This is a genomic window from Bacillus sp. DNRA2 (assembly GCF_012843265.1).
Lineage (GTDB): Bacteria > Bacillota > Bacilli > Bacillales > Cytobacillaceae > Bacillus_BU.
Window position 1 is genome coordinate 1 of sequence record NZ_JABAIT010000051.1, and the last position, 7,271, is coordinate 7,271.

Annotated in this window: 8 protein-coding genes; 4 read left to right on the forward strand and 4 right to left on the reverse strand. The window is 38.2% G+C overall.

The window, feature by feature from the left end:
• Window positions 1–502 precede the first annotated feature (502 nt).
• Together HHO41_RS21630 and HHO41_RS21635 are read left to right on the forward strand one after the other, a co-directional pair.
• Window positions 503–1,549: a tetratricopeptide repeat protein gene (locus HHO41_RS21630; protein ID WP_169102591.1), complete on the forward strand. Its 1,047-nt coding sequence runs from the start codon at window positions 503–505 to the stop codon at window positions 1,547–1,549.
• A gap of 73 nt (window positions 1,550–1,622) precedes the next feature.
• Complete coding sequence (locus HHO41_RS21635) at window positions 1,623–3,002, forward strand: M28 family peptidase (RefSeq protein WP_169102593.1); 1,380 nt, start codon at window positions 1,623–1,625, stop codon at window positions 3,000–3,002.
• 176 nt (window positions 3,003–3,178) lie between these two features.
• Here the strand turns inward: HHO41_RS21635 and HHO41_RS21640 are convergent, their stop codons facing one another.
• Window positions 3,179–3,322 carry a hypothetical protein gene (locus HHO41_RS21640; protein ID WP_169102595.1) on the reverse strand — a complete coding sequence of 48 codons (144 nt, stop codon included), beginning with the start codon at window positions 3,320–3,322 and terminating at the stop codon, window positions 3,179–3,181.
• 135 nt (window positions 3,323–3,457) lie between these two features.
• On the opposite strand from HHO41_RS21640, the gene HHO41_RS21645 reads away from it, so the two are divergent.
• Entirely contained in the window at window positions 3,458–3,775 is a 318-nt protein-coding gene (locus HHO41_RS21645) for a DUF378 domain-containing protein (protein ID WP_169102597.1), read from the forward strand.
• Window positions 3,776–3,972: 197 nt separating this feature from the next.
• On the opposite strand, the gene HHO41_RS21650 is transcribed toward HHO41_RS21645, so the two are convergent.
• Window positions 3,973–4,740, reverse strand: coding sequence for an NAD-dependent protein deacylase (locus tag HHO41_RS21650; protein ID WP_169102599.1), 768 nt, complete (start codon window positions 4,738–4,740; stop codon window positions 3,973–3,975).
• Window positions 4,741–5,102: 362 nt separating this feature from the next.
• Between HHO41_RS21650 and HHO41_RS21655 the strand changes: the two genes are divergently transcribed.
• Window positions 5,103–5,639 (forward strand): MerR family transcriptional regulator, encoded by a 537-nt coding sequence (locus HHO41_RS21655; protein ID WP_169102601.1) that lies wholly within the window; start codon window positions 5,103–5,105, stop codon window positions 5,637–5,639.
• A gap of 84 nt (window positions 5,640–5,723) precedes the next feature.
• Here HHO41_RS21655 and HHO41_RS21660 read toward each other — a convergent pair whose 3' ends face one another.
• Window positions 5,724–6,053, reverse strand: coding sequence for a hypothetical protein (locus tag HHO41_RS21660; RefSeq protein ID WP_169102603.1), 330 nt, complete (start codon window positions 6,051–6,053; stop codon window positions 5,724–5,726).
• A 62-nt stretch (window positions 6,054–6,115) separates the two neighbouring features.
• Window positions 6,116–6,967, reverse strand: coding sequence for a GyrI-like domain-containing protein (locus HHO41_RS21665; protein ID WP_169102605.1), 852 nt, complete (start codon window positions 6,965–6,967; stop codon window positions 6,116–6,118).
• Window positions 6,968–7,271: the final 304 nt, after the last annotated feature.

Here is a 7,271-nt window from a genome sequence, read left to right on the forward strand (position 1 = left end):
CCGTATCCATTCGGAGAACCTTAACTCATGGTAGGGAGGGTGCAAGTGGGAAAACGATAGCTCGTCGCCAGTACCGACCAAAAAATAACTTGGGGTGTCAACCGTGAGGTGGCATGAATTCTAGAGCGTCAAACAGTCTAGCAATAGACGAGAAGACCTAGAGTTCGAACTCAAGCCCCCACTGAAAAGATTCACCTCAGTGGGGGTAGTTGACTCAACTTTTAAAGGAATTTTGATATTTGGATTTTTATTATCTTCAATAGCAATTATTCTACCTATTTCAAGTTGGTACAATATGGGGACCATGATTTCTCCAGTCATAATCTATATTCTATTAGGAATGTTATCGTTCTTGTTGTTTAGAAAAATAAAAAGGTTTGAATAATCATTTCATTTCAAACATAAATCTCGAAAAAATATTATTGACGGTAATATGATTATGTAAACATTAAAATAGCTAGAAATCGTTTTGAAACAAAACGCTAACCGAGGAGGGTTAAACTTGAATTTCAGAGACATGTCATTCCAAGAACTAGAGGATTATGAAACCGAACTAAATGATAAAATTGACGACAGTGAATACTCATTGTTACCGCACATAATTGCCGTTTTAGAAGAGATGTACAAGAGAATGCAGCGAAACGTTAGAGAGAAAAATGGAGATATTAATCATCTAAATGCTCTAAAAGACCAACTGCTATACAATTTAATCAACTATGGCACATTTTTAAAAATGAAGGACCAAAAGGACCCACGTGCTACCGAACATACATTGAAAGAGGCACTTCGATATGATCCGTCTAATCCAATTGCGGCTTATCGGTTAGGATTTTTAGCATACAAAGATCAACGATTCACAATAGCCCAAAGCCATTTTGAGAAGGCTTTAACAACGCAACAAATTTATCGGGACAAACGTTATCTATTAAATGAACAGCAACTGCTCAACGCGCACCTATACTTAACCAATAGTGCACTTTACATAGCTAAACAGACTTATGAAAAAATCAGCCAATTGCCTGCTCAGGGTAAAGCTGAGCTTCCGAATTATGAATTCTCCTCATTATTTCTAAGTCTGGCCAATTTTGAAGAATACCTAAAACAGAATGCTTTTTATAAAATCACCCAGGATAGTAAAACAACTTGCTCAAAGGCTGAGTGCGAACGAATCATCGATGAAGGACCAACTGACACGATTTTACTTTACTTAAATGATCGGAATATCAAGCTTGATTATAATGGTAATCCCGAAACACTAAGCCAAGAACTAGCGGATATTTTGCGTCATTTGTTGATTTATACTTCGGAAAATAAACCAGCAACTAGACTTTCATTACAGAAATACTTTCCGAATGCCCATCACGATGGTCTGATTAAAAAAGCGGCTTTTCGAAAAAAATTCAGCCGCTTGTATGAAAAACTAGAAAATTGTGAAATACCACCGATTATTCATGCTGCTCGCAATGAAGAACCCTCCTACTACTTTGACCGTTCATTGCGATTTATCATCATGTATCGCGTGGACGAGGAAATGGAATATAGGTTTTGAGAAAACTGGTGTGACGGGGGTGTCACACCAGTTATTTTATACTTAAGCCATAAACAAAAGGGAGATGATATTGATGAAAAAATGGAATCAATTATTCATTCGACAAGGGTTTATGGTGGAAGAGTTGGAAAGGAATATTTTCAATTGTACGGAAGAGACGGAAGAAAATGTAACTTTTCTTTTAGAGAATTTAGATCGGTTATCGGTTGCATATGCGTATGAAAGTGGACAATTAACCATTTCCAGTCCGGCAGTTTCAGAGGAACAGTGGTTGAAAGTAGTCGATAGAATGTTTCGAGGACGTCAAGATATTTGGGCCCGCCCTGGAGTCGATATTCCAGAGGTTCGTAATCTAGATTTGTACATCTCCGGAATCGTTCGTCAACTTATTCGACTTGGATTCCAAACCACCATGTCCTGTGATGGTCACGGAAAAAGAGCTGCCTTTATATTGGTGACTAAATCCAGGAAAGTGGAGGAACTTTCAGATTTATTTTTAGCAATGGGACTTAAACGGGTGCACACTCGTAATGAGGGAGAAAATTATCATCTTTCATTACCGTTTAGTCAGAGTGAGTTGCTTGATTTAGCGGAGAAATTAAGTCTAATTGAGGTGGCTTGGATTGGAAAAGGTTGTGATTTTTTAAAAGAACAATTATTCCGGCTGATGCTTGACGAGCTTTTAATGATCCAAGGAGAAAGTGGTAGAGAAGCTGCGGTGAGACAATTTGTTATGGAAAAATTGAGACCACATGTCGACCATCTTACTGTGGATTGTGCCGGCAATATTTTAGCAGAGAAAACCTATCGGAGTGGAAATGGACCAACGATTTTATTAAATGCTCATTTAGATACGGTGATAGATTTTGAGGTTGGCCGTCAAATTGTGAAGAATGGACGGATCTGGACTAGCAGCAATGGGATACTGGGTGCTGATGACCGGGCTGGAGTTGCTGTCATCCTCCAACTAGCAGAATTCTTAAATTGCTGCTCGACGTTTTCTGGTCGAGTAAAGTTTATTTTCACAGTCGAAGAGGAAAGTGGACTTGTAGGGGCAAGAAAGGTGGATGACTATTTTCTGTGGGGTACTGACGCTGCGATCGTTGTGGATCGCCGTGGAAATGGGGATATCGTAACTTCATGTGGTGGCTCCATTCCATTTTGTGACGAGCTTTATGGACAGATTTTTGAAAATGTTGCAGTTGCTGAAGGACTTGAGGGTTGGTCTGTTTGTCCTGGTGGAAGCAGTGATACGAGAATTTGGGCTGGTCATGGAATCCAAAGTGTGAATCTTTCAGCGGGATATAAATATGAGCATACAGACCAAGAATTGCTTGATGTGACCGCATGTTATGGAACAGTGACACTGTTAAAGGGTTTCTTTAAGAAAAGTGGTGGATTAAGAACAGTCCTGAGAAATTCGAGAGCAAACATTTCGGCAAATCAATCTTGAAAAAAGCTTTGTAATCAAGAGGTAAGCCAGTTGTAATTAGACCTGTTTAGAAACCTTGAAGAAACTAAAAAGAAGTGGGAATTTGAACCTCCTACTTCTTTCTAATCAAAAGCTGTGAAACAAAACCTGTGAAACAAGAAAATTCGGGTGGTGCCTGTCACCGATTCAATCGCCTTTTATAGACCATCAGTACTTATTCTTGGCGTCAGTGGTTCTAGCTCTGCTGCTGCCTTAGCATTCTGACTATGTCGATCATTTTCGTAGCTTTCTGAACTACTGTTTATTTCTATCGTTTGAGAAGATTCCGTTTTCTCTTTCATATAATCATCTCACCTCCTACGGTTAATATGTCCAGATAATTTTTTAAAGAATTAATTTTATTCACTAAATTTTTGTATGATATCCCCATTTATAGAGATGATAAAAATACAATCAAAATTAAAGGAGACATGTTCATGAAAGCTTTACAAAAAATAGCTTTAACATTAGTTATTATTGGAGCTATAAATTGGGGATTAATCGGTTTATTTGATTTTGATTTGGTAGCAACATTATTTGGCGGACAAGACTCCTTTTTATCACGAGTAATTTATAGTCTTGTTGGGCTAAGTGGGTTAATCTGTTTATCCCTATTATTCAAACAATGGGGAGAAACCAATGTTAACGAAGAGGCAGACAATAGGAGTAATTATGGTAGGCTAAATTATGGAACTGAATTTGGTGAAGAAGCAGACATATCTCATTTAAAAAATTCTGATAGAGAAGATGGATAAATCACGAAAAAAAGTCATGTAACCGCATGACTTTTTTCAGTGGAAAACCATGTAGATTATAATGCAATATACAATGAGACCCCTATTCCGAATTAAGTAACTCAGAATGGGGGTCTTTAACTTAGCTGGAGAATTGTAAAAAAATACATGTGAAACAAGAAAATTCGGGCGGTGCCAGGTACCTTTTTTGACGCACTTTAGTTCAAATTGTTATCTATTTGTGCTAGGGACTCCCCGATTGATTTGCGAATGACGTAGGTATCAGCTTGAGAATCATATCTCGTATCTCCAATGTTGATGATAATCAGCGGGACTCCAGGCATTCTGTACTCGGGAAAGTGAGAAAAAGGAGTGACTTTTAAGCTGCTCCCGAGAGCCATAACACAATCAGCTTGTTCGATTTGGCCGAGAATTGAACCAAAACCCTCTTCGGTAAACCATTCGCCCGTATCACCGAAAAGAACTACATCGGGTTTGATGAAGCGATCACGTATATGTCGCGTTTGGCACTTATCGCATACATAAAAGTCGGACATTTTACTTTGGCGCAGAACCATTTCGTCCGCGCTATATTTGGTCCGGCAATTTTGACAAGTAGCTGTTTTCATCGTTCCGTGAAATTCAATCACATGCTCACTGCCTGCCTTTTGATGAAGTCCATCAATATTTTGGGTGATGATGGATTTTAAGCAACCTTGTTTTTCCCATTTTGCTAAAATCCTGTGTCCATCATTCGGCATAGCATTAGGATGATAAAGATGCTCAAAAGCAAATTGATAAAATTGTTCCGGATGCTGATAAAAATAATCTATTGACAGTATCGTTTCTGGAGCCAGTTGGTAAATACCAGTGCGAGAGCGAAAATCCTTGATCCCCGACTCTGTACTAATACCAGCACCTGTCAATACAACGATGTTTTTGGCACGATTTATGATTTCTGCACATATTCTTGTTTGTTCATTCAACTACATGCACACCCCTTAACAGAAAACTTCTATCTTACAATGATATCTCAAAATGCTAATGAAGGGAGAATCCCTTCGTTTTTTTGTAAAAATAAAACTTTAGTGGACATTGAATCAGCTATTTTCATAAAAAACACTCATTTGAAAATGGATCGGACATACAAGCCTCTATCTGCTACAAAACTTTATGAAAACGATACATTTTCAGTAAATAAAGGAACCAATGTCCATAACTATCTAAAAACTCGCTTTATTACCTAAATAAAGGCCATGGTGTCCGATCGTAAAACGGACTCCATTTTTTGTTTGACTTTGACCTAAGGACATACTTTATCATCAAATCATTGAGAGGAGAGAGAAGAATGTACACAGTTCAAGAAGTTGCAAACAACGCTCATATTACGGTCAAAACGCTGCATCATTATCATAAAATCGGTCTGTTAATTCCAGAACAAACGACGGAAGCCGGCTATCGTTTATATGGAAGAAAGGACCTTGAGCGCCTGCAGCAGATTCTATTTTACAAAGAGCTCGATTTTCCTCTCAAAGAAATCAAACAATTACTGGATGGCAAGGTCGATTGGGAAAAAACGTTGATGAGTCAAAAGCAATTATTACTGCAAAAAATAACGAGATTCAATCGTTTAGTCGAAACTATCAACGTATCAATTGACAGTGCTGAAAAAGGAGTTGAACTTGAAATGGAAAAAATGTTCAAAGGTTTTGAAACGGAACAAGAGTGGGAACAAGCCCTACAGGAGCAAAATGAATATTTAAAGAACGAATATGATGTTGATTTATCGGATGAGTTTCACAGAAACATGCTCGAACAACAACAAATCGGTTATGCCTACTATTTGAATAAAGCTGCTGTATGTTATTTATCCAATCATCAGTAAAACAAGCGGGCACCCAAGGAAAAAGTTCTTAGGTGCCCGTTTCGAATTATCGTATTCTAGTTTTATTTTTAGAAAAAATCATCACTAAACCAACCATCTAAACGGGAAGAACAACAAAGCATCATCAATATGATTGATGCTTAAATACCATAGAATGATTCCGAGAACAGTAAACAATAGTAACTTCCAATTATTTGTAAATAAACCTAATCCCTGTGCCAAAGCTAATATTAGTAAAATAAATGGAAATACAAGCAAGTAGAGTCCAATTGACCAGCTGCCTAGGAAACTAACAATATACATCACTAATCCAGCTAGCAAATACTGTTTCGAATTAAAATTAAACTTTGCTGAAACCATAAAAATCACGATAATGCCAATTAGAAAGAACCCATACATTAGCAAAATATACAAGGTTTCTATCCCCCTTACATGGTCCGGGATCAATACATAGTAACTTAATCTCAAATACCCAATTACTTAATCGGTACCCAAATTTCACATGATGGATTCGGATATTCACCAAGATATACTTCTAATGAAGGGATATCTGCAGGTTGGTAGCCATTGGATGGGAACCATTCCGAAAAAATTTGTCTCCATGTATCAATAATGGCTTCTGGAATCGGCCCCTCTACCTCGAATACGACCCATTTTGAAGCGGGAATTTCAAGGTTCGTTAATCCATCTGGTACATGCTCTCCGCTAAAGGCAGTAGCGATCCAATAGTCCATCGTATCGTCACTTGCTTGATAATTATCGGTAATCCCTAATATTCCTTCAATAGGTCCATTATTCAGACCAGCTAATGTTTGAAGCGTTCCATCTTGAGCGACTTTTCCCCACAGCTTTGGAATCGTGGCATCAGTATCCTTAGTACCACAAAAAATGTTCTCTTTAATTCCTACCACTTGGAAAGCACCTGTTTCAATCATTTTGTATTTCATTGGTTCGGCTCCTTTCAAACTTACCTGTATCATCAGGCGGTTATAAGATTTGAGACTTCCGTTGCCTATTCGTGCTTCACTCGGGGTGAGGCCATGCTGTTTGCGAAACGCTTTTGAGAATGCTTCAGGAGTTTCGTAGCCATATTTAAGGGCAACATCAATCACCTTGTTCTCAGTATTGGCCAATTCTTGTGCGGCTAATGTCAAGCGGCGCCGCCGTAGATAATCTCCAACTGATAAATTTGTTAAAATCATAAACGTACGCTGAAAGTGATACGGGGATAGAGTGGCCCGTTTTGCTATATCTTCAATCGTGATATTGTCGAGAAGATGTTCCTCCATATAATCAATCGCTAGCTGCAGTGATTCTACTAATGCCACACGCCTCAACTCCTTAAACTCATTCTATCACCGAAATAACTTCCAATCCTGTCTTTTTGTGCTCTTTGTGAACAGAATCAGTTTACATGATATAACCACTGCAGCCCAGTAGTACGAGGCGAGTTTAATCTGTGCAATGAGAGTTTGCATTTATTTTTGCCCATTGTTGATTTTCGTGAAGATATGAGAATTCATAAGCGGAGAATTTCAGGCTGTTGAAAAAGTGGTTTTATGCAACCCAATCCCGCCTGTTCCAAGATGAGAAGATTCGAACTAGATTAATGAAATAAATAAAAAAGTCAGG